The 21,561-nt window shown below is 46.0% G+C and carries 24 protein-coding genes; 6 read left to right on the plus strand and 18 right to left on the minus strand.

Features of this window, described 5'->3' with window-relative positions; translation table 11 throughout:
* Positions 1 to 6: 6 nt before the first annotated feature.
* The 6 genes from M0696_RS16095 to M0696_RS16120 form a co-directional block, all read right to left on the minus strand.
* Positions 7 to 942: an isochorismatase gene (locus M0696_RS16095; protein WP_248602157.1), complete on the minus strand. Its 936-nt coding sequence runs from the start codon at positions 940 to 942 to the stop codon at positions 7 to 9.
* A gap of 31 nt (positions 943 to 973) precedes the next feature.
* Positions 974 to 2,593: a (2,3-dihydroxybenzoyl)adenylate synthase gene (locus M0696_RS16100; protein ID WP_222141958.1), complete on the minus strand. Its 1,620-nt coding sequence runs from the start codon at positions 2,591 to 2,593 to the stop codon at positions 974 to 976.
* Between the two features lie 28 nt (positions 2,594 to 2,621).
* Complete coding sequence (gene dhbC / locus M0696_RS16105) at positions 2,622 to 3,818, minus strand: isochorismate synthase DhbC (RefSeq protein ID WP_222141959.1); 1,197 nt, start codon at positions 3,816 to 3,818, stop codon at positions 2,622 to 2,624.
* 25 nt (positions 3,819 to 3,843) lie between these two features.
* Complete coding sequence (locus M0696_RS16110; RefSeq protein ID WP_222142446.1) at positions 3,844 to 4,629, minus strand: 2,3-dihydro-2,3-dihydroxybenzoate dehydrogenase; 786 nt, start codon at positions 4,627 to 4,629, stop codon at positions 3,844 to 3,846.
* Positions 4,630 to 4,830: 201 nt separating this feature from the next.
* Entirely contained in the window at positions 4,831 to 5,697 is an 867-nt protein-coding gene (besA, locus tag M0696_RS16115; RefSeq protein ID WP_166848809.1) for a ferri-bacillibactin esterase BesA, read from the minus strand.
* 212 nt (positions 5,698 to 5,909) lie between these two features.
* Positions 5,910 to 6,506, minus strand: coding sequence for a sulfite oxidase-like oxidoreductase (locus M0696_RS16120; RefSeq protein ID WP_222141960.1), 597 nt, complete (start codon positions 6,504 to 6,506; stop codon positions 5,910 to 5,912).
* 101 nt (positions 6,507 to 6,607) lie between these two features.
* Between M0696_RS16120 and M0696_RS16125 the strand changes: the two genes are divergently transcribed.
* Positions 6,608 to 7,210, plus strand: coding sequence for a biotin transporter BioY (locus M0696_RS16125; RefSeq protein ID WP_222141961.1), 603 nt, complete (start codon positions 6,608 to 6,610; stop codon positions 7,208 to 7,210).
* 70 nt (positions 7,211 to 7,280) lie between these two features.
* On the opposite strand, the gene M0696_RS16130 is transcribed toward M0696_RS16125, so the two are convergent.
* Both M0696_RS16130 and M0696_RS16135 read right to left on the minus strand, forming a co-directional pair.
* On the minus strand, positions 7,281 to 8,609 hold the full coding sequence (locus tag M0696_RS16130; protein WP_166848800.1) for a Na+/H+ antiporter family protein: 1,329 nt from the start codon (positions 8,607 to 8,609) through the stop codon (positions 7,281 to 7,283).
* 143 nt (positions 8,610 to 8,752) lie between these two features.
* Entirely contained in the window at positions 8,753 to 10,255 is a 1,503-nt protein-coding gene (locus M0696_RS16135; protein WP_248602158.1) for a leucyl aminopeptidase, read from the minus strand.
* Positions 10,256 to 10,412: 157 nt separating this feature from the next.
* Here M0696_RS16135 and M0696_RS16140 point away from each other — a divergent pair, with 157 nt between their 5' ends.
* A complete protein-coding gene (locus tag M0696_RS16140; RefSeq protein WP_166848794.1) occupies positions 10,413 to 10,889 on the plus strand; it encodes a divergent PAP2 family protein in 477 nt (158 codons plus the stop codon).
* 28 nt (positions 10,890 to 10,917) lie between these two features.
* Here the strand turns inward: M0696_RS16140 and spsC are convergent, their stop codons facing one another.
* The 4 genes from spsC to M0696_RS16160 all read right to left on the minus strand — a co-directional run bounded on the left by spsC (position 10,918) and on the right by M0696_RS16160 (position 13,587).
* Positions 10,918 to 11,574, minus strand: a complete 657-nt coding sequence (spsC, locus tag M0696_RS16145; protein ID WP_166848791.1) for a stationary phase survival protein SpsC — start codon at positions 11,572 to 11,574, stop codon at positions 10,918 to 10,920.
* Positions 11,575 to 11,677: 103 nt separating this feature from the next.
* Positions 11,678 to 11,998, minus strand: a complete 321-nt coding sequence (locus M0696_RS16150; protein ID WP_166848788.1) for a YuiB family protein — start codon at positions 11,996 to 11,998, stop codon at positions 11,678 to 11,680.
* A gap of 52 nt (positions 11,999 to 12,050) precedes the next feature.
* A complete protein-coding gene (locus tag M0696_RS16155; protein ID WP_166848785.1) occupies positions 12,051 to 12,194 on the minus strand; it encodes a YuiA family protein in 144 nt (47 codons plus the stop codon).
* A gap of 172 nt (positions 12,195 to 12,366) precedes the next feature.
* Positions 12,367 to 13,587: an NAD(P)/FAD-dependent oxidoreductase gene (locus tag M0696_RS16160; protein ID WP_248602159.1), complete on the minus strand. Its 1,221-nt coding sequence runs from the start codon at positions 13,585 to 13,587 to the stop codon at positions 12,367 to 12,369.
* Positions 13,588 to 13,918: 331 nt separating this feature from the next.
* On the opposite strand from M0696_RS16160, the gene yumC reads away from it, so the two are divergent.
* Entirely contained in the window at positions 13,919 to 14,917 is a 999-nt protein-coding gene (gene yumC / locus M0696_RS16165; RefSeq protein ID WP_010329948.1) for a ferredoxin--NADP reductase 2, read from the plus strand.
* A gap of 41 nt (positions 14,918 to 14,958) precedes the next feature.
* On the opposite strand, the gene M0696_RS16170 is transcribed toward yumC, so the two are convergent.
* Complete coding sequence (locus M0696_RS16170) at positions 14,959 to 15,099, minus strand: hypothetical protein (protein ID WP_019715591.1); 141 nt, start codon at positions 15,097 to 15,099, stop codon at positions 14,959 to 14,961.
* 277 nt (positions 15,100 to 15,376) lie between these two features.
* On the opposite strand from M0696_RS16170, the gene guaC reads away from it, so the two are divergent.
* Positions 15,377 to 16,357 (plus strand): GMP reductase, encoded by a 981-nt coding sequence (guaC, locus tag M0696_RS16175; protein WP_248602780.1) that lies wholly within the window; start codon positions 15,377 to 15,379, stop codon positions 16,355 to 16,357.
* A 54-nt stretch (positions 16,358 to 16,411) separates the two neighbouring features.
* Here the strand turns inward: guaC and M0696_RS16180 are convergent, their stop codons facing one another.
* The 4 genes from M0696_RS16180 to M0696_RS16195 form a co-directional block, all read right to left on the minus strand.
* On the minus strand, positions 16,412 to 16,774 hold the full coding sequence (locus M0696_RS16180) for a HesB/IscA family protein (protein WP_166848776.1): 363 nt from the start codon (positions 16,772 to 16,774) through the stop codon (positions 16,412 to 16,414).
* 78 nt (positions 16,775 to 16,852) lie between these two features.
* Entirely contained in the window at positions 16,853 to 17,707 is an 855-nt protein-coding gene (gene dapF, locus M0696_RS16185; protein WP_166848775.1) for a diaminopimelate epimerase, read from the minus strand.
* 122 nt (positions 17,708 to 17,829) lie between these two features.
* On the minus strand, positions 17,830 to 19,044 hold the full coding sequence (locus M0696_RS16190) for a NupC/NupG family nucleoside CNT transporter (RefSeq protein WP_166848772.1): 1,215 nt from the start codon (positions 19,042 to 19,044) through the stop codon (positions 17,830 to 17,832).
* A gap of 138 nt (positions 19,045 to 19,182) precedes the next feature.
* Complete coding sequence (locus tag M0696_RS16195) at positions 19,183 to 19,419, minus strand: YuzB family protein (RefSeq protein WP_003222913.1); 237 nt, start codon at positions 19,417 to 19,419, stop codon at positions 19,183 to 19,185.
* Positions 19,420 to 19,681: 262 nt separating this feature from the next.
* On the opposite strand from M0696_RS16195, the gene M0696_RS16200 reads away from it, so the two are divergent.
* Positions 19,682 to 20,749, plus strand: coding sequence for an NAD(P)/FAD-dependent oxidoreductase (locus M0696_RS16200; protein WP_222141967.1), 1,068 nt, complete (start codon positions 19,682 to 19,684; stop codon positions 20,747 to 20,749).
* A gap of 25 nt (positions 20,750 to 20,774) precedes the next feature.
* Here the strand turns inward: M0696_RS16200 and M0696_RS16205 are convergent, their stop codons facing one another.
* Complete coding sequence (locus M0696_RS16205; protein WP_102702869.1) at positions 20,775 to 21,101, minus strand: YuzD family protein; 327 nt, start codon at positions 21,099 to 21,101, stop codon at positions 20,775 to 20,777.
* 99 nt (positions 21,102 to 21,200) lie between these two features.
* Between M0696_RS16205 and M0696_RS16210 the strand changes: the two genes are divergently transcribed.
* Positions 21,201 to 21,536, plus strand: a complete 336-nt coding sequence (locus tag M0696_RS16210; protein ID WP_010886606.1) for a NifU family protein — start codon at positions 21,201 to 21,203, stop codon at positions 21,534 to 21,536.
* Positions 21,537 to 21,561: the final 25 nt, after the last annotated feature.

The raw sequence follows: 21,561 nt of genomic DNA on the forward strand, positions 1-21,561 counted from the left end.
CTCCTTTTATAAATAATCCGCGTTTGGCAGCACTTGCTGGCTGCGGGTTGTAAGCAGTTTCTGCCATTCTTCGATTGTCGGACGTTCAGCCAGTTCCACGAATGTCACCTCGGCTCCTTCACGGCGCCATTGTTCTACTAATGTCATAATCCTTACCGAATCAAGCCCCCGGTCGAGCAAATCTTCTTGATCTGTAATATCTTCAGGAGTTTCTTGAAGAAGTTCAGCAATTTGTTTACGGATCTTCTCACATGTAAACACTTCTTTGCCAGTGTTTACTGACTTTTTTTGAGCGTCTGCCGGTGCATTTTTCAGCTGATCAAGAAGACTGTCAGTCATCACGGTAAATGCACAGCGCCCAGCCGCGTAGTCCAGCGCCATTTGATGTTTTTCTTTTGAAAAATCAGCAACTGCATCTCCCACAAAAAAGGCTTCGATATCCTCCATAAATGCTTCACATGCTGTAACGAGACAGCCAATATGGGCGTAAATCCCGGAAATGATCAGCTGATCGCGTCCCTCTTTGCGCATAATCTCAAGCAGATTCGTTCTCTTGAACGCGCTGTATCTCCATTTTGTCAGCACGAGATCATCATCTTCAGGGGAAAGCTCGGTTATAATTTTCTCCTCATAAGGGCCGCTGTTTAATCCCGGACCCCAAAAGTCTGTCAGCAGCGCCCGGTCTTCCGGATTTTGACTTCCAGGCTGCGCGGTATAGACGACAGGGATCCCAAGCTGGGCACATTGATCCTTTAGCTTGCGTATATTCGCTGAAAGCTCTGTTACCGGAGAGGCTCCCGCTGTGAAAGCATCGACAAAATAGTTTTGCATATCGTGTATTAACAGAACTGCCCGATTTGGATCAGGCACCCATGAAACTTTGTTTTTCGGCATATCAGACGCTGTCGGCATTTGATACGGCTGAATGGCAGGTATAGCCATTTGAACACTTCCTCTCAAATTGTTGTTTGTTTTATTTTTTTGATCCTGCAAGGAGCTTCTCGGAAATAGCTTCACGGAGCGCTTTTTTGCTGACTTTTCCTACCCCTGTCTGGGGGAAGGACTCGACAAATTCAATCCGGTCAGGGATTTTATATGCCGCCAGTCCGCGTTCTCTCAAAAACGTTTTGAGCTCTGCGGCTTTCGGGATTTCATCCCGGGGAATAATGAACACACAAGATCTTTCGCCAAGAAATTGGTCGGGCATTGAGACCATTGCGGCATCATGGACAGCCGGATGCGCCAGCAGATGATTTTCTACCTCTTCAGCCGCCACTTTTTCTCCCCCGCGGTTAATTTGATCCTTCGCCCTGCCTTCAACGACAATATAGCCGTCTGATGTCAGCCTGACAATATCTCCCGTACGGTAAAAACCATCCTCAGTAAAAGAAGCAGCATTATGCTCTTCTGCCTTATAGTAACCCCGAATCGTGTACGGCCCCCGCGTCAGCAAATGCCCTGTTTCACCAGGTTTTACGTCACGATCCTGATCATCCCAAACACGTACTTCATCATATGGGGACATCGGTTTTCCTTGGGTGTTGACAATGACTTCCTCAGGGTCATCCAGTCTCGTGTAATTGACGAGGCCCTCTGCCATTCCGAACACCTGCTGCAACGTGCAGCCGAAAACAGCTTTAACCTTGCGCGCGGCTTCAGCACTGAACTTGGCGCCGCCCACCTGCAGCACTTGAAGGCTGGATAGATCATCATCGCGTGAGGCTGCCGCATCCATCCATACCATCGCAAGAGGCGGCACAAGAGCGGTGATCGTGACCTTTTCTCGTTCAATCAAAGGAAATGCGTCATCAGGACTTGGAGAAGGAGATAATACCACTCTTCCGCCAGCGTATAATACGCCGAGAACCCCAGGCGAGCTGAGCGGATAATTGTGCGCCATCGGCAATGCAGCCAAGTACACCGTGCTGTGGTCGAGCCAGCAGACCTCCACACTCCGCTTCAGGCTGTAAATGTAGTCATCGTGGGTTCTCGGAATCAGTTTCGATAGGCCGGTGCTTCCGCCAGAAAGCTGAAGGAACGCTACTTCCGAAGATTTGACTTCAGGCAGTTTTACAGGTTCTGTATGCAGATCCTCCAGCGGTAAAAATTCTTCTGCCTCACCTGCAACAATGACGTGTTTCAAAGACGGCAGCTTGCTTTGAACCTGTCTGGCAAGTGAACGGTAGTCAAAGCCGGAATAAGAGTCGGGAATGATATAAGCAGCCGCTTCGGCGAACTCGCAAAAATATGTAATTTCACTGCTTCGATGGGAAGGCAGTGCGAAGACTGGGAGCGCCCCCAGACGGAAGAGCGCGAAAATGACTTCAAAAAACTCTGCGATATTCGGCAGCTGCACCACGACACGATCCGTTTGTTGAATGCCGAGCTTCTGAAATCCGGCAGCCAAGCGATCAACCCTTGTGTCAAGCTCTTGATAGCTCCAATGGGTGTTTCCGCATGTAATTGCGATGCGATCACCATGTTTGGCAGCCCGGTCCCTTAACAAATCTCCAAACGTCTCGCCGGCCCAGCAGCCGTTCTTTCGATATGTCTCAGCTAACTCTTCAGGCCAAGGAGTAAATCCATTCAGCATGTTGTATCCCTCCAGCAATTCATTCTGATCATATATGATTCACGCCCATTGCCCGCAGCATTGTCCGAAACTTCGCGGATGTCTCCTGAAGCTCTTCCTCGGGTTTTGACCCGGCAACAACACCGGCTCCTGCATACAGGCGAAGTGAGCGTTCTTCTGCCTCTGCGCACCGGATCGTTACAATCCATTCTCCGTCACCCGCATCGTCACACCAGCCGACCATACCGGTAAAGAAACCGCGGTCAAACGGTTCAATGCTTAGAATCGCTTCTCTTGCAAGATCAGTCGGTGTTCCGCAGACGGCCGGTGTCGGGTGAAGCGCTGCTGCCAATTCCAATGCGGTCACGGACGGATCGGATAGCTCTCCTTTAATCACGCTGGACAGATGCCACATCGTCTCCGTTTTGATCAGTGAAGGCTTCTCCGGAACATCCAGCGTCCGGCAGAAAGGCCGCAGCGCTGCCGCAACCGCGTCAGCCACAACCGCATGTTCATGGAGATCCTTAGCAGAAGAAAGCAATTCAGCAGCCCGGCGCTGGTCTTCATCAGGATCATCACTGCGAGGCCTTGAGCCGGCTAATGGATTGGAAACGACCTGAGTTCCCATTCTAGACACGAGAAGCTCCGGACTTGCACCGAGCAATGTTCGGCGGGAAGACGTTTCCGCTTGGCCGGACACGTCCGCGGCAAACGTGTAGCCATGTGTGTTATGCTGCGCTAGATGGCGAAGCAGTTCATCCGTCTGAATCGGTTCAGACGATGTCAAATGCAGCGATCTGGACAGGACGATCTTGCTGAGTGTTCCATCGGCAATACGTGCCAGTCCTTTTTCCACACCATTTTTATACTCCTCTGGTGCAGGAACAGGTTCTATGTGGTATGTATGCGCCGGCTGCTGTTCCTTCTCCGCATGATCAAATTGAAGCGGTCCCGACCAGCGCACTTCTTCAGGAACAACGAGCCGAGCTGCTTTTACATGATCAAAAGGAACAGCTCCGACAACAAGCGGACGGCTTTGCCCTGATTGCTTTGCTTGATTCAGCGTCTCTGCAATACGGCCGGAAAGGGTTTCTATTTGGTTTGGCCCGTCTGCTTCCGGTACGATTTCACTAATGCCTTTCGCTAACAGTACGCGATGAGGAGAAGCTAAGAAAAAAGCCCCCGGCTGATACTCATGAAGCAAATGCTCCGCTTTTGTTTGGAATATAACGTTTTGTTCCAACATTCTCATGAACCTCCTTTAAATTGAGTTACACGCCTAAGGTCGCACCGCCATCTACGCATAAATTATGCATCGTAATATGCCCTGCCTGGCCAGAAACCAAAAAGAGCACGGCATTCGCAATATCCGAAGGCTGAGCCAGTTTTTTGAGCGGGATTCCTGTCTTAAATGTCTCAAGTGATCCTTTTATGACTTGCTCCGCTCCGTTTTCATCAGCCCATAAGGACCACTGCATGTCTGTTTCCGTTGATCCGGGAGACACAATATTGCAGCGAATATTATATTCTGCAAGCTCAAGGCCAAGGCATTTCGTAAACATCACAGCCGCAGCCTTTGAAGATGCATATGCCGCCATTGATGTCCTCGGCACACCGGCAGCATTCGATCCGACCGTTGTAATCGAACCCGATCTCCGGTCCATCATATATTTGCTGACTGAACGCGAGGCGTTAAATACACCAGTCGAATTCACTGAGAACGTGGCCTCCCATTCCTCATCGCTAAGTGAATGGATCAGTCCCGGGCGAAGAACACCCGCTACATTCACCAAAATATCGATCGGCCCCATATCACGTTCGATGCGCGCCGTAATCTCGTCAATTGCCGCGCTGTCTCTTACATCCGCGGGAAAAGCTTCCGCATGGCAGCCTTCCGCTTTAAGGCTGCTCACAACCCTTTCCAGCTTTACAGGATTATAATCAACTGCCGCAACATGTGCGCCTTGACCGGCAAGCGTCCGTGCAACAGCTTCTCCTATCCCTTGGGCAGCCCCTGTTATAAAAGCAATTTTGCCCTTTATACCCATTGCATTCATATCATCAATTCCTTTCTTCGCTTCAGATGCCGAACGGACATCCAGCGAAAAAGACTGCTGCGCCTTGAAAAGAAAAGCGCAATCCACTGATAATGATTATCATTATCAATTATAAAAATAATCATATCCAAATGTCATGTGACAGTCAAATATAATTTCAGTGACGAATATTTTATTTTTAGAAGCAAGGCTGAGAATGTCTCAGCCCACTGACATATGCGGTCCGTCGGGATGAAGCGCAAAACGCAGCGCCCGGCTGACCAAAATAGGAAGAACCGAAATATGTCCTTCTCCTGAAAACTCGCAAAATTCTGCCCGTACGCCTTGTTCTGATAAAACGGCCAGCCGCTCGTAAAGCTCTCTCGCATTATCGTTCATCCGGCTTTTATGATGCTGCTCCAATTCTCCTGCCGCAAGCAGGAGATTGATAGGTTGATTGTTTTTCTTGAAGCGGGAGGCGAAATGGTCCGCTTTCTCAAGAATAAACGGTTTATTCCAATGAATGGACGGACTTCCCGCAATATACGTTTGAAACGCATCCGGCTTTGTTAACAGCACCTGCAGCACGAACAGCCCGCCAAGTGAGTGTCCAAAGATCGTTTGTCTGTTTCTGTCAATTTGATAATCTCGTTCTATCTGCGGTTTTAGATCCTCCTCAATAAATCTGAAAAAGCCCTCTGCTCCGCCATGCTCCGGCCAATCTTTTCCATCGGGCCTTTTCGGCAATTTCGATTGAGCTGTCGGCATTGTAAAATCCCGGTGACGCGCTGAAGAGAACGGTTCTGCTGTCTCATAGCCAATGCCGACGATTACAGCAGGGATCACCCCGGTTTTTTCTGGACGGCGCCCCTGTATTCGAACAGCTTCTGCCATCGTTCCGAAGACAGAATTGGCATCCAGCAGATAAATGACCGGATAACCAGCGGGCGGCGGCGGCGTACTCGGTTTCGAGATAAAAATTTGATAGGCACGGTTCTCATTGCGTGAAGACATCCTACGCACTTCCGTACCAGGAATGGTAAATGCGTTTTGTGTCCCGCCTTTCGCCCGATCTGTTTTCTCATTCATGCAGTACGACATTCCTCTCCTTAAACTAAATCACAATATATGATAATGATTTTCACTATCATCTAGACACCTCAAATAATAGGTTTTCTTCCAGAGAAAGTCAACTTTTTCCTTAATAAAAAAGGCACCTTCATCAAATAAGGTACCTGAAGACTACCAATATGGAAATAAAAACCTGAAAAGATGCAGATTGTCCTGTTTGAAATAGAACCTTAATCCCATGTAAACCTTTGATTTTGCCACGGATCGCCTCTCATGTGATAGCCGTTCTGCTCCCAAAAGCCGGGGTGATTCTCTTTTGTAAATTGGATGCCGCGCAGCCACTTAGCGCTTTTCCAAAAATACAGATGCGGAAACACGCCTCGCAGCGGGAAGCCATGTTCAGGCGTTAACGGCTCGCCATTATGCGCATAAGCCAGAAGTGAGGTTTCTGCCAAAAAATCATCGAGCGGCAGATTGGTCGTCCAGCCCTCTTCTGCATGTAAAATGACGTAGCCCGCTTCATCTTTAACACCCGCTTTTTCCGCTATATCACGAGCACGCACGCCTTGCCACACATTATCAAGCCGTGACCAGCCAGTGACGCAATGGATGTCATTTTTCGATTCGTACTGAGGAAAGGCTTTGACATCTTCAAAGCTTAACAGCATCGGGTGATCAACCAATCCGTACACTTGAAGATTCCATTTGGCCATATCCTCGTAATATGGGACATTTCCCGTATGAAGCACAGGAAAAGAGGTTGTGACGTTTTGATTTGGCGGGACTCTCCCAGATTGATCGGATTGTTTTATTTTTCCGAAATACATACAGAACCCTCCTTTTGTTAACCTTACTTAAAATCATGTTGACAATCTTTCCGTTCTTTATTACTCTATGATTGTGTATGTAAACCTAAGGGGGAACAACAATGAAACACCATAAACTTCGTGCGGGAGATATGGCGCTGATTGGCATGTTCGCCGCACTTATGGCCGTCGGCGCCAACATTACATCAGTGGCACCCTTTTTACAAGTAGCCGGCATTCCGCTGTCGATGCAACCGTTTTTCTGTCTCTTGGCAGCCTTGCTTCTCGGCAGCAAACGAGCAGGTATTGCCATGATTGTATATGCGCTTGTCGGATTGGCAGGAGCGCCTGTGTTTGCTCAATTTTCAGCGGGCTTCGCACCGTTTGCGGGAAAAAGCGGCGGATTTATTATCTCATACATCCCTGCAGCATTTGCAGCTGGATGGTTCTTAGAACGCAAAATTCAGCCGAGTAAAATCCGATTTCTGATTGCTTCTCTTATCGGAACAGCCATCATGTATATCATCGGCACTACCTATATGTATCTTGCACTGAAGCTGTGGATTCATACGCCAGTAAGCTACGGTACGGCTTGGGGCTTTATGACCTGGTTTATGGTAAAAGACACGGTGATGGCTGTGATACTGGCGTCTATAGCGCCTGCGATCTACCGCTCTATTCATAAAGCAACCGGCTTTAACCGAAATCACATATCTTCCACATAAAAACCGTTCTATTGGACGGTTTTTTTATCATAACGAGAAAAGGCTCCCCTAGTAAAGGAGAGCCTTTTTCCTATAAAACAAGCGCCGCAACCCAGCCAAATATGATAAGCGGGATATTATAAAATAAAAATGTCGGCACACAAGTATCCCAAATGTGGTGATGCTGGCCGTCTGCACTTAAACCTGAAGTCGGTCCAAGAGTACTATCGCTGGCAGGTGAACCGGCATCGCCTAGCGCAGCTGCTGCTCCGATAATCGCAACCGTTGCCATCGGGCTGAATCCGAGCTGCATGCAAAGAGGCACAAAGATCGTTGTAATAACTGGAATTGTCGCAAAAGATGAACCGATCCCCATTGTAATGAACAAGCCGACAATGAGCATCAGCAATGCGCCCACTAACTGACTGTGCCCCATAATGCCAGCTGCTGTTTTGACCAGTGACTCGACATCTCCCGTTTTCGTCAATACATTTGAAAATCCGGCAGCAACGAGCATAACAAAACCGATAAAGGCCATCATGACCATTCCGTCAGTAATCAGTGAGTCCGCTTCATCACGCTTCATCACACCGCTGACAAACAGGATAATCAGACCTGCCAGCGCCCCCATAATCATCCCTTCTACTCCCAAAGTCTGAGATAAGTAAAGCTGGACGCCGAGTGACACTGCGATGGCAAGCACCGCGATAGCCAGGCTTTTTTTCGTATATGGAGAAGGATTCGTACCAGATATTTCTTTTGTTTCGTATGTTTTAGGTTTACGGAATACAATGATTGATATAATCAGACCTACAACCATACCCGCAACGGGAATCATTAAGGCGTAAGGAATATCACCGAGAGATACGTTTAATCCGGCATCTGCCATATTATCCTTGAGCATGCCTTGGAAGATTTGGCCGAAACCGACCGGCACTAAAATATAAGGCGCCGTTAAACCGAATGTAATCACACATGCGATCAGACGGCGGTCCATTTCAAGTTCATTAAAGATTTTCAAAAGCGGCGGAATCAACACCGGGATAAATGCGATGTGAACCGGAACCACGTTTTGCGAAAAACAAGATATAATTAAAATAATCAGTACAATCAGCACTTTGGACAGTGCTTTTTTACGAGTGTCTTCTTTATTTCCGATTAATTTAACGGAGGCTTCCACCATTGCGTCCGGAAGGCCCGTTTTCGTTAAAGCCGCAGCAAACGCGCCTAGCATGGCATAGCTGACTGCAACGGTGGCATTTCCTCCGAGTCCGTCAGTAAAAGCTTTAACCGTTTCGCCAAGACCGAGCCCGCCTGTTAGCCCGCCGGCCAGAGCGCCTATAATTAATGCGATAACAATATTGACACGCAGCAGGCTTAAGACAAGCATAAGCAGCACCGCGATGACGACTGCATTCATGATACCCCTCCAAAAATCCTTTAGTTTGCTAATGTAGTAGATAAATAAAGTACGAACGTATCGTATCATAACCGATACACTTTAGTCAACTAAAGATTTTGGAAGAAAAAATCCCCGCTGCATTCCGCAGCAGGGATTTAACATTATTCACCTTTATCTTCTTCCAAAGTAAATCGTTCCGCAAGTGTGGCCAGTGTTCTGGCCATTACACCGGTAGCCCCGGACGGCCCGAAGCAGGTTGCTTTATTGGAAGTCGCTGTACCTGCAATATCAAGATGAACCCAAGGCGTTGTTTCAGCAAATTCACCAAGAAATGTTCCCGCCATAATCGCATGTCCTTCGCGCCCCGGTGAATTGCTGAGATCTGCCATTTGGCTGCTTTTCACGCGCTTTTTATCCTTCTCTGTTATCGGCAGCTGCCAGATGGCCTCGCCGCACTCTTCCGCAGCATCAGCTACCTGCTGATAAAAGCTTTGGTCATTTGTCATAGCGCCTGTCGTTTCTGTTCCTAATGCCACAACGACTCCGCCGGTAAGCGTAGCCACATCAACAAGAACTGAAGCGCCATGCTGTTTCGCGTATGTAATGCCATCTGCTAGCACAAGTCTTCCTTCAGCATCCGTATTGAGGATTTCAATCGTTTTTCCGCTTAATGATACGATGACATCATCAGGCTTCATCGCCCCGCCGGAGATCATATTATCGGTTGACGGAATAACAGCCAGCACGTTTTGCTCGGGACGAAGCTCTCCGATGGTTTCCATTGCCCCGAGAACCGCTGCTGCTCCTCCCATATCAGATTTCATACCGACTATTCCAGATTTCGTTTTAATGGAGTATCCGCCTGTGTCAAAGGTAATCCCTTTTCCGACAAGTCCGACAACGTCTTCCCAATCTTTTTTGCCCTGATACTTCAAAACAATCATTTTGGGCGGTTCGGTCGAACCCTGGTTTACCGCAAGTATTCCGCCCATGCCGAGCTCTTCCATCTCTGATTTCTCCAATATCTCACACTCAAAATCATATTTCGCCGCAAGCTCTTCTGCATAAGAAGCGAGGTCAGTCGCTGTCAGCATGTTTCCCGGCATATTCACAAGCGTTCTTGCGGAATTTGCCCCTTGCCCGTATGCCTGCCCGACACGAAGTCCCGCCTGCACTTCCTGAGTATCTTCATCTGTGACAGCATACACAGCTTCAATTTGTTTATCAGGCTCATTTGATTTGTGCTTATAATCCTGCACCTCATAGGAAGCAAGCAGGCAGCTCTCAGCTAAAGCGTGAGCGGCATCGGCTGGAGGCACGTCTTCAGAAATAAATGTGTCAAGCAGGACAGCTGCTTCTTGTCTTCGGTCTTTATGAATGGCTTGAAAAATATGAGCAAAACGTTCCTTCGCCTGTTCAAACGAATAATTTGCTTCTCTCCCCAAACCAACGAAATAAATCCGTTTCATACCTGCAGAAGATGGAGGGAATACTTTTGATACTTGATTCGGTTTTGAAGAGACATCACCATCTTTCAAAAGCTGTGTCAGATGGCCCTGCAGCATTTCATCAATTTCCAATGCTTTGCCTGTCAGCTGGCTTTTTTGAAAAAGCCCGACTACAAGGGTTTCTGTATGCTCTAATTGCTGAACCGCATAAAACATGAAGCTTACACTCCTAACGTAATGGGTATTTGTATTGAACAATGGTATAATAGGAAAAACATTCTTTCCATTACACTTATTTTATCAAACAACAGTCTAAGACTTGCTTTTTTCTTTTGAAACACGAAGGATTTTTTAAATAGAAAGGATGTCGCCGATGGAACTTTTAATGAATTTTCCTTTATTATCAAGCCTGGCCGCAATTATTTTTGCTCAGGTCATCAAAGTGCCCATACAGTTTATCGTGTCCAGAAAACTGGACTGGTCGCTGGTCACAAGCACAGGCGGCATGCCGAGCTCTCACTCCGCAGCGGTCACTGCGCTTTCTACAGGCGTAGCCTTGGAGCATGGATTAGGCTCCTCACTCTTTGCGGTTTCTGCCATTTTCGCCGTCATTACCATGTTTGACGCAACTGGCGTCAGACGTCACGCCGGTGAACAGGCAACAGTCATCAATAAGCTTGTCATTGATTTTAACCGCTTCGTAAATGAAGCAAAGGACTTCCCGAAAGCTGAAGATAAAGAAAAGCAAAAAAAGCTGAAAGAGCTTCTCGGACATCAGCCGATCGAGGTTTTTTTCGGAGGCTTAACAGGTATTTTTCTGACATTGATACTCGCTTACTTTTTCATGTAAAAAACGCTCCAGCTTTTGCTGGAGCGTTTTATTCTTTCACAGTTTTATATTGATTTCTGAACACCTGCAAAGATTTTGTTTCATTGAGCTTCTCAAGCTCATCCTCGGTGACCTTTCCCGTTCCCTTTTTAATCACATATACATCAAGGGTTTTTTTGCCCCATTCATTGTACACATCTTTGACGGTTTCAAAGTACAGATCAAGGCGGTTTCCCTTAATAGCTGATCCTGTGTCGGCCACAACTCCGAGACCGTAGTTCGGAATGAATAAAATCGTGCCGATCGGGAAAACGGATGGATCAGCGGCAACAGTGGAGTACAAATCCCGTTTCACTTTCACACCTGAATATGTAAGCCCGTATAATGGATCGCCGGGCTGTTTACCCGTCGATTCAGCTCCTGCTGTGTACCCTGTTGCTGTTACTCTTTGAACCGGATACTCGTTCCAGTCAAACGCTTCTTCTAACGGTTTTGTTTTATCCTTGGCCGCTGACATGGTTTGTGTTTTTTTCTGCTGCAATGATTTTAATGTCAGTCCTGCATGCTTCAAGTGCTTTTCTTGATGTTCCTGCACCCATTTTGACAAGTCCTTCGCTTCGATTCCTGACACTGATAAAAATGTTGTGCCAAATGCAAGCAGAAATAAACAGGTCATCAGCAAACGTCTGATCATAATCAATATCATTCACCTCTCCTCCGAATCATTGTTCCCAATTGGACAGAGCAATATTCAAAATGGTGAATGAGCAGAAAGCACAAAAAAAGCTTTCTTTAGAAGAAAGCGGCATTTAAAACATTTGATATCCTCTTTTTCTGAGCATGTTGATCGCTATACCCGACACGATGGCGCCAGCCAAACCGCTGGCTAAAATCAGCACATCAGCAGCAGCTAAAGATACGATACGATGAAACAGGCCGGCAAAGGATTCTCCCGGCGACTGGATATAGCTGATCAGCTTTTCCTTGCTGATAATGAAAAGGCATACAATCGGATAAATCACAGCCATAATCCAAGACATTCTCAGCAGCATGTTTAATAAGAAACCGATTCCAAAAAACAAGACAAAAAACAAAACAATTGAGATGATTACGACTGGCAGACTAATCAACCTATCCCACCCCCTGCGTTGTTTTTAGTGTAACGCGGGGGCTGAAATAAAGTCAACGTCTGGAAAAAGAATGACTGTCTTTTCCTGTCCCCTGACAAGACGGACAAGTTTCTGAACCGCCGAGGATCAATTGAAAATACCCTTTCCCTGAGCAAAATGGGCATGCATGTGAAGCGGTTGTCGATGCAGTTTTCATCTGATCATCCCCTTTTTTCTTAATTTTCTGATAATATATCATATCAAGCTGTCAATAATAAAGTCAGATCATGTGACAAATCTTTTGATGTAAGCGGAAACATACTTGTTTTCCTCTCGTTATCTTTTTATTTTGGCGTTTTTTAATAAAGAAAACCCGCTTCCGCGGGTTTTTAGAAAAACTTGAACTTGCCTTTTTTCAGCGTCAGTCCGAGTCCGCCGATCAAAAACAGCGAGCGGTTATCGATGACTTTTTTCATAAACGAAGCCGGTGTGCCTTTCAGCTTTCTGCCATAAACGACCCCAACTGCGTTATGCTCGCCAAGAGAAGCCACCGTTCCTTTAATGTCCGGCTTGAATTGCTCAAGCTCTCCGCCTTTAATGAGCCTGCTAAGGTTCTTGGCAACCGTTATTCCCTGCTGCATTGCAATTTGCGCAGTCGGCGGATACGGGCGCTCCGTATCTTCATTCATAAATAGCGAGCTGTCACCGAGAATGAAGACGTTGTCATGTCCGGGTGCGCGAAGGTCAGGATTGACTTTGACCCGGCCGCGCATATTTTCAAAACCGGCTTCCTCCACAATCGGATGGCCTCGGACACCAGCCGCCCATACTACGGTTTGCGATTTGATTTGCTCTGGTTCTTCATCTTTTTTCCCGACTCTGACTCCTTCCGGTGTACATTCTTGTACAGCCGTGCCGATCTTAAACTCAACTCCATTTTCCTCCAGATAATGAACGGCGTAATCAACAAGCTCAGGGTCAAAGCCAGGCAAAACGGTCGGCGCTGCTTCTACACAAATAATGCGGACGAGACTCCTATCAACGTCATACTCCTTGCAGAGCTCAGGCACGCGGGCTGCCAGCTCGCCGAGAAATTCAATTCCCGTAAATCCGGCTCCGCCTACAACGATCGTTAACCTGTCCGGCCGTTTTTCCGCTTCCGTATGATAACTCGCAAACTGCAGCTCAATATGTTCCCGCAGCAGACGCGACGTGTTGATGTTGGCGATAGGAAACGCATATTCTTTCAAACCTTTAATACCGAACGTTTCGGGCACCGCGCCGAGTCCGATGACTAAATAATCGTACTGCAGCTCACCATTCGCAAGCACAACTTTTTTCTCATCAATTTTGATTGCCTTTACGGTATCCTGTACAAAATTGACCCGCGACTGGTTGATTACATCTTTTATCTGATAACGGCAGCGGTCATGATGGAGCGTACCCGCGCTCGCTTCATGCATCCATGTCGTTTCATAATGATAATTGTGTTTATTCACAAGCGTAATATCAGCATCATTCGGTCCGACAAACTTTGTCAGCCTAGTTACCGTCATCAATCCGCCATATCCAGCACCTAAAATCACGATTTTGGGCTTATTCAATGCCATCACATCCACCTTCTCTTTTTTTTGCTTTTGTTAGACGCATAATAAAATCATCATTTGTGTTAGCTTCAGCTTATTGGCGGGATTTTATGAAATATATTGAAAAGTTTTTTGTGAAGTCCTCACGCATAGCACTACTATTATATTTATCCGGCTGGCCCAAGAAACATTCAGAAAAAGATCAAATCATTTGGTTATCATCGTATCGGCTTGCGGAAATATTTTCAAGAATGGGTGCGCACGCGATACACTTACATTTTTTCTGCTGACTCGTCAATTTGAACGGCAATATGGTATAATTAATAACAATTTTCATTTAGGAGGCAATTTTCGTATGCGAGAGGATACAAAGGTTTATGATATTACAATTATAGGCGGGGGACCGGTCGGCTTATTCACCGCTTTTTACGGAGGCATGAGACAGGCAAGCGTCAAAATTATCGAAAGCCTGCCTCAGCTCGGCGGACAACTTAGCGCCCTATACCCTGAAAAATATATATACGATGTAGCGGGCTTCCCAAAAATCCGCGCACAAGAGCTAATCAATAACCTAAAAGAGCAAATGGCGAAATTCGACCAAACCATTTGCCTGGAGCAAGCGGTTGAATCTGTTGAAAAACAAGCGGACGGCGTGTTTAAGCTTGTGACAAATGAAGAAATCCACTACTCCAAAACAGTGATCATCACTGCAGGAAACGGCGCATTCAAACCGAGAAAGCTGGAACTTGAAAATGCCGAGCAGTATGAAGGCAAAAACCTTCACTACTTCGTTGACGATTTGCAAAAATTCGCCGGCAGACGCGTTGCGATTCTTGGAGGCGGAGATTCAGCGGTTGACTGGGCGCTTATGCTTGAGCCGATTGCAAAAGAAGTATCCATCATTCACCGCCGCGATAAGTTCCGCGCGCACGAGCACAGTGTGGAAAACCTTCATGCGTCGAAGGTTAATGTCCTAACACCATTCGTCCCTGCGGAGCTGATCGGAGAAGACAAAATTGAACAGCTTGTGCTTGAAGAAGTCAAAGGCGACCGCAAAGAGATTTTAGAAATCGATGACTTAATCGTCAACTACGGTTTCGTTTCATCTCTTGGCCCGATCAAAAACTGGGGTCTAGACATCGAGAAAAATTCTATTGTCGTCAAATCAACAATGGAAACAAATATCGAAGGCTTCTTTGCAGCAGGTGACATTTGCACATACGAAGGAAAAGTCAACCTGATCGCAAGCGGCTTCGGCGAGGCTCCGACAGCAGTGAACAACGCCAAGGCTTACATGGATCCGAAAGCCCGCGTACAGCCTCTTCACTCAACAAGTCTTTTTGAAAATAAGTAATAAAAAAGGAGTTTGTGTCAGCGACACAGCTCCTTTTTTTTTTATTTGAAGATATTTAGATAGTTCATCGCAGTTCCAATTACCAGCGCAATCACAAGGGCTGCGACGATCCAGATCATTGTCATGATAATGCGGTCTTGGATCTTTTGGGACTTCGGTGTTTTTCCTTCGTTTTGCGTCATCTCATTCGCTCCTTTCACATGTCCATCTCATAAAGAAAGCCTGGTGCTGAACGACCAAGCTTTGCTGAACGTATATCATTCGCGTTTTAATCCGCTCTCTAAGACTTTTCGTTAAGACTATGATACCCAAACTCACCGAGCATGACAAGCTTCGGCACTTGCACATACCTGTAAGAAAATAAAAACGTTTGACATCCTAAATAAAACAGAGTACATTATAGAAGGCGAACGTTTCATATAGTATTCTTTTAAATATTCGTTTTTAGGAGTGAAAATGATGGAAAATGTATTTGATTACGAAGATATTCAGCTAATTCCTGCAAAATGCATTGTAAATAGCCGTTCAGAATGTGATACATCCGTACGTTTAGGCGGACGTACATTTAAATTGCCCGTCGTTCCTGCCAATATGCAGACGATTATAGATGAAAAACTAGCCATTCAATTAGCCGAAAATGGTTACTTTTATGTGATGCACCGATTTGAACCTGAAACACGAATTGAATTTATTAAAGATATGAACGAACGCGGATTATTCTCTTCTATCAGCGTGGGCGTCAAAGATGAGGAGTATGAATTTGTCCGCCAACTGACAGAAGCAAATCTGACTCCTGAATACGTGACAATTGATATCGCTCATGGCCATTCAAATGCGGTCATTGAAATGATCCAGCACCTTAAAAAACATTTGCCGGACAGCTTTGTTATTGCTGGCAATGTCGGAACGCCGGAAGCGGTCAGAGAACTTGAAAATGCGGGAGCGGATGCCACTAAAGTTGGCATCGGACCGGGAAAAGTATGTATTACGAAAATCAAAACCGGCTTCGGCACAGGCGGCTGGCAATTAGCAGCGCTGCGCTGGTGTGCCAAAGCAGCCAGCAAACCAATTATCGCGGATGGCGGCATCCGCACACATGGCGACATCGCAAAATCAATCAGATTTGGCGCAACGATGGTCATGATCGGTTCACTATTTGCCGGACACGAAGAATCACCAGGCCAAACGGTCGAAAAAGACGGAATGCTATACAAAGAGTACTTCGGCTCAGCCTCTGAGTTCCAAAAAGGCGAAAAGAAAAATGTAGAAGGCAAGAAAATGCACGTGGCACATAAAGGCTCAATCAAGGATACGCTGATTGAAATGGAACAGGATCTTCAATCTTCTATTTCTTATGCAGGCGGAACGAAACTTGACGCGATCCGCAATGTGGATTATGTGATTGTGAAGAATTCGATTTTTAATGGGGATAAATGTTAAAAATAAAAAAACGGCAAGTCAGCGGTTCCCAGCTTGACTTGCCGTTTTCTGTTGTTAGCACTCTTCAGGTGTACCTGTATTCGTCGCTGTTCTAAAAGAAGAACCGCAGCCGCATGAAGCGATGGCATTTGGATTGTCGATGGTGAAGCCGCCGCCGAGCATGGATTGCTTATAATCAATCACGGTGCCGTTCATGATGTCAAGGCTTTCTTTATCAACAAGTACAGCGATCCCGTGCTGATCAAACATGCTGTCTGATTCGCCCTTTTCGTGCTCAAAGCCCATGCCGTAAGAAAGGCCGCTGCAGCCGCCTCCTTTGACGCCGACACGCAGAAACGCGTTTTCTTCTTCATGCTCTTTCATCATATCTTTTATATGCAAAGCTGCTGCTTCTGTAATTGTTACCGGGTTGCTCATTTTTGTAAACCTCCTTTTAAAAACCGGATGTTGTCTTTTATTATAAACATGATTGGTCCAATTCTCAAACAAGGTGTTTTACAAGAAATAGACGCCCTCACAAACAGTTTCAGCCGGCCCTGTCATCATCACATGGCCGTTGTCTTTCCAATTAATCACTAGATCTCCGCCTGCTAAATGCACCGTGATGTCCTGATTTCGTTTTGATACGCCATTTAACACAGATGCGACGGCCGCTGCACATGCTCCTGTCCCGCATGCCTGAGTAATGCCTGATCCCCGTTCCCAGACGCGGAAATGCAGTTCATGTTCATTCACGGTTTCGACGAATTCTACATTGATGCCTTCTGGAAATCTCGGATCTTTCTCAATCACCGGTCCCAGTGTCGTCAGGGGTGCCTGTTCAATGTCAGCGATCGGAAAAACGATATGGGGATTTCCCATTGAAACGGCAGTGCCTGTTAGTTCAACTTCACCAAATGTCATCGTTTCATTGATCGTGTGCTCTTCTCCGCCTTCAAGCATCGGAAGCTCGTTTTTTGTCAGGCGCGGTTCGCCCATATCGACAGTGACCACGTTCACTTTCCCATTTTCAACTTGAACCTCCGCTTTCACAAGCCCGGAGAGGGTTTCAATCAGAAAAGATGTTTTCTCAACCAGCTTATGCTCATAAGCGTATTTTGCGACGCAGCGCAGGCCGTTGCCGCAGTTTTTCCCTTCAGACCCGTCATTATTAAAAATCCGCATTTTGACAGGCGCTTGATCTGAAGGGCATATCAGGATCATTCCGTCGGAACCGATCCCTGTATAAACAGAAGAAACCTGAACGGCAATCTCAGACAGTTTTTCTTCCGGAAGCTGTTCTTCAAATTGATTCACGTAGATATAGCTGTTTCCCAGGCCGTGCATTTTGGTAAATCGAAATGAGTTCATAGGTGCCTCCAACTTTTTTTCTTTTTCTTAGTATAAAAGCTATTATAAACGGACACAATACAATTATCCCCCGTTTTTCATACATAAAAGCTCCTTGCATTGTCGCAAGGAGCTTTTATCGTTTATATAAACATGCCGGCAATGGCTGCGCTGAGCAGATTGGCTAATGTTCCCGCAAGAACAGCCTTCAGACCGAGGCGTGCGATATCCGAACGGCGGCTAGGCGCTAAACCGCCAAGCGTACCGAGCATTATCGCAATTGATGAAAAATTGGCGAATCCGCATAACGCGAAACTGATAATGGTAGCGGTTTTCTTAGAAAACTCGCCGATGTGCGGACCGAAGTTAGAATAAGCGACAAACTCATTAAGCACCAATTTCTGGCCGATATAGCTTCCCGCCTGCAATGCTTCATGCCAAGGCACACCAATCAAAAAGGCGATTGGGGAAAACACATAACCCAGAAGAGATTCTAATGTGACACCTTTTAAACCGAACAAGCCGAATACTCCGCCGAGAATACCGTTTACTACAGCGATTAATGCAACGAACGCAAGCAGCATCGCTCCAACGTTTAAGGCAATTTGCAGTCCGGTTGAAGCTCCCTTTGCAGCTGCGTCAATGACATTGGCTGCGCCTTCACCTTCATCCATTTTAAAATCGCTTTTTACGGTTTGCGGCTTTTCAGTTTCGGGAATAATCAATTTACCAAAGACAAGACCCGCGGGAGCAGCCATAAAGCTGGCCGCAAGCAAGTATTCAATCGGAATACCGAGTAGCGCGTATCCAAACAAGGTCGAACCCGCAACAGCCGATAGACCGCTCGTCATAATCGTGAACAATTCAGAGCGCGTCAGACCGGCTATCAGGGGTCTGATCACTAACGGAGATTCTGATTGTCCTACAAAAATATTAGCAGCAGCCGCAAGAGATTCCGTTTTGCTTGTCCCTAGGAGCTTCGACAATCCGCCGCCAATGACACGGAAAACAAGCTGCATGATTTTCAAATGATATAAAACTGCAATCAGTGCTGAGAAGAAAATGATAACGGGCAGTACACTTAATGCAAATGCAGGACTGTCGCCGACTTTCAGAAGCGGTCCAAAAATAAAGCTGATTCCTTCATTCGCATAATCAATCAGAAGCTGTACACGGCTTGAAAACCATAAAAAAACAGCGCGTCCCGCTTCCCATTTCAACACGATGTATCCAAACGCCACCTGTGTGCATAAACCAACGATGACGGTTCTTATCTTAATATTGCTTTTCTTTTCTGAAAATAAAAACGCGATAGCAATGATCGCAACTGCGCCGAGCAGTCCCCACAGAACACTCATGAATACACCTACACCTCTTAAAATTTTATTTAAAAAAATATCTTTTATACGATAACAATAATATTTTTTGATGTCTACACATTTTTTTAGTTCTTTTGTACGGCAAAATAAAAAAGGGCCTGTCCAGGCCCTTTTCATTTAAAACATTGGATTTTCTTCAATAAATGTATATATATTCTCAACAAGCTCAGCAGGCGTTTCACCCATGACGACTTCTCCGTTTACAAGGGCGAAAAGCGACTCCATGCACGTCCCGCAGTAGCTTAAGCAGCCGTATTCAAGGACATCCAGGTTGGGATCCTTCTCTAAAATCGCCCGGGCTTCCTGAGAGCCGTGAGCCAGATTGCTGACACAAAATTCAATCATTGGATTCATGCGGTTTCACCTCACATATGTCCATTATCGCGAATTTTTTATCATTCGTCAAAGACAACGGATTGTTCAAAAATTATTATCGTAACATATCATTTCACAAATAACGTTTTACTAATTTGCACTTTCAGGCTAATTTGTAGGTTATTTTCAAACTATTATTGTGATTTTAGATCAAATTCGATATAATTCTAGATGTTATTTTACATAGTTCGTATTTTCTTCAATGTGTCTATCATACTCTTCGGATTAAAGGGGAATTCAAATGAAAAAATTGGTCTTGATCGGCGGAGGTTACGGGAACATGCGTGTTCTTCATCGCTTATTGCCAAACCAGCTGCCTGAAGATGTTTCAATCACGTTAATTGACAGAAATCCTTATCACTGCTTGAAAACAGAATATTATGCCCTTGCCGCAGGCACAATTTCTGACCATCATATCAGAGTGTCATTCCCAGAGCACCCTCGCCTGGATGTCCAATACGGTGATATCTCTTCAATTGATATTGCACAAAAACAAGTACTGTTCCAAGATCGTGAACCGATTTCTTACGATGACGCTGTGATCGGGCTCGGCTGTGAGGACAAATATCACAACGTGCCGGGAGCGCCTGAATTCACCTACAGCATTCAAACCATCGATCAGTCCCGCGAAACCTATCAAAAGCTGAATAACCTGAGCGCTAATGCCACTGTCGCCATTGTCGGAGCGGGCTTAAGCGGCGTTGAGCTTGCAAGTGAACTGAGAGAAAGCCGTGATGACCTGAACATTATTTTGTTCGACCGCGGTAATCTCATTTTATCAAGCTTTCCCGAGCGTTTGAGTAAATATGTGCAAAATTGGTTCGAAGAGCACGGTGTCCGCATTATTAACAGGGCAAATATCACAAAAGTTGAAGAAGGCGTTGTGTATAACCACGATGAACCGGTTTCTGCAGACGCCATCGTGTGGACAGCTGGCATTCAGCCGAACAAAGTCGTTAGAGACTTAGATGTTGAAAAGGACGCACAAGGGCGTATCGTATTAACGCCTCATCACAATCTTCCTGGTGATGAACATCTGTACGTTGTCGGCGATTGCGCCAGCCTCCCTCATGCACCGAGCGCCCAGCTGGCAGAGGCTCAAGCAGAGCAGATTGTCCAAATCTTGCAAAAACGCTGGAATGGAGAAGCCCTTCCAGAATCAATGCCGCAGTTCAAGCTGAAAGGCGTTCTCGGTTCACTCGGTAAAAAAGCCGGCTTCGGTCTTGTTGCTGACCGCCCGCTGATCGGCCGTGTCCCGCGTATGTTGAAATCCGGCTTGCTGTGGATGTACAAACACCATAATGGTTAATGATAGAGAAGAACCGCTGATCCTGTCAGCGGTTTTCTGTATACCCATGCTTCTCCATTTCCTCATAAACGTCTTTTAATTTTGGATTGCCTTCACCAACAATTTTGTCTTCTACAAGAACAAGCGGATAAAAATACTCGTCATTTCTGATTTTTTCCGCAAGCTCTTTTGCATGTTCATTGTCAGGCGGCTCATAAATATCGATGTATTGCATCGCAAAAGGCTGATTTGGATATTTTCTTTTCAGCGCAGCCTCGAGCCACTCGTATGTATCCTTAGCCGTCGGCATATTGACACAGCTTGCACAAACGGTTTCTGCTCCGTACACACTGAGCATGACTGGTTTTGTCACAGGTAAACGCCTCCTTCTCTCTATGTATGTCCTTTCTTTCAGTATACAGAGCCAAAAGACGTTTTTATAGAAAAAAACCGTTTTTGTGTTCAAGTCTGAATGTGCTATAATAGGGAAAGCAACTTTGCAAACCAAACAATAGATTTTTATTGTTACACTGAATATAATGGTTTTATGACGACGAAAGGAGCGAATGTCATGACTGAAGTTGAAATGAAAGAACAGGTGCAGGAAGTGCTGGACAAACTTCGTCCGTTTTTACTTCGTGACGGCGGTGACTGTGAGCTTGTAGACGTAGATGAAGGTATCGTTAAGCTTCGTCTTCTAGGCGCATGCGGCAGCTGCCCAAGTTCAACAATTACGCTGAAAGCCGGAATTGAACGCGCTCTTCTTGAAGAAGTGCCGGGTGTCGTTGAAGTAGAACAAGTCTTTTAATAAAGCAGCCAGGCTGATAGTTAAT

This window comes from Bacillus rugosus (genome assembly GCF_023238245.1).
Lineage (GTDB): Bacteria > Bacillota > Bacilli > Bacillales > Bacillaceae > Bacillus > Bacillus rugosus.